Origin of the sequence: Marinobacter salinexigens, assembly GCF_008370345.1 — a bacterium.
GTDB classification, from domain to species: Bacteria; Pseudomonadota; Gammaproteobacteria; order Pseudomonadales; family Oleiphilaceae; genus Marinobacter; species Marinobacter salinexigens.
Window position 1 is genome coordinate 1 of record NZ_VTUU01000061.1, and the last position, 378, is coordinate 378.

The 378-nt window shown below is 68.2% G+C and carries 1 protein-coding gene; it reads left to right on the plus strand.

Going from position 1 to position 378, the window contains the following annotated elements:
• Positions 1 to 305 (plus strand): hypothetical protein (locus FWJ25_RS20675; RefSeq protein ID WP_223163286.1); only part of this gene is annotated, 305 nt, incomplete at its 5' end.
• Positions 306 to 378 lie beyond the last annotated feature (73 nt).

The following is a 378-nucleotide window of genomic DNA, read 5'->3' on the forward strand; positions in this document are numbered from 1 at the left end:
TGAAAGGGGACTACAGGAGGGCAGACGAGTACTACTCCCGCGCGATCCTCGCCGMCCCCGACGACGGCGAGCTCCTGTCGGAGTACGCCAAGCTGGTCTGGGAGGTGCACCGCGACGAGGACCGCGCCTCCAGCTACTTCGAGCGGGCGGCCAAGGCGTCCCCGCAGAACAGCCACGTGCTCGCCGCGCACGCCGCGTTCCTGTGGGACACGGACGACGAGGAGGGCGGCCCCGACGCGCTCAGCTACGCGGCCTTCGCTCAGCCGGCGCACTCGTCTCTGGCTTCGGCGACGGCAACAACCTGAACTCTCGCGCCATCGCCTCTCAAGTCTCACGAGTCTCGAGAGCGGTTCCTCCGCAGTCGAAATGGAGCGTGAC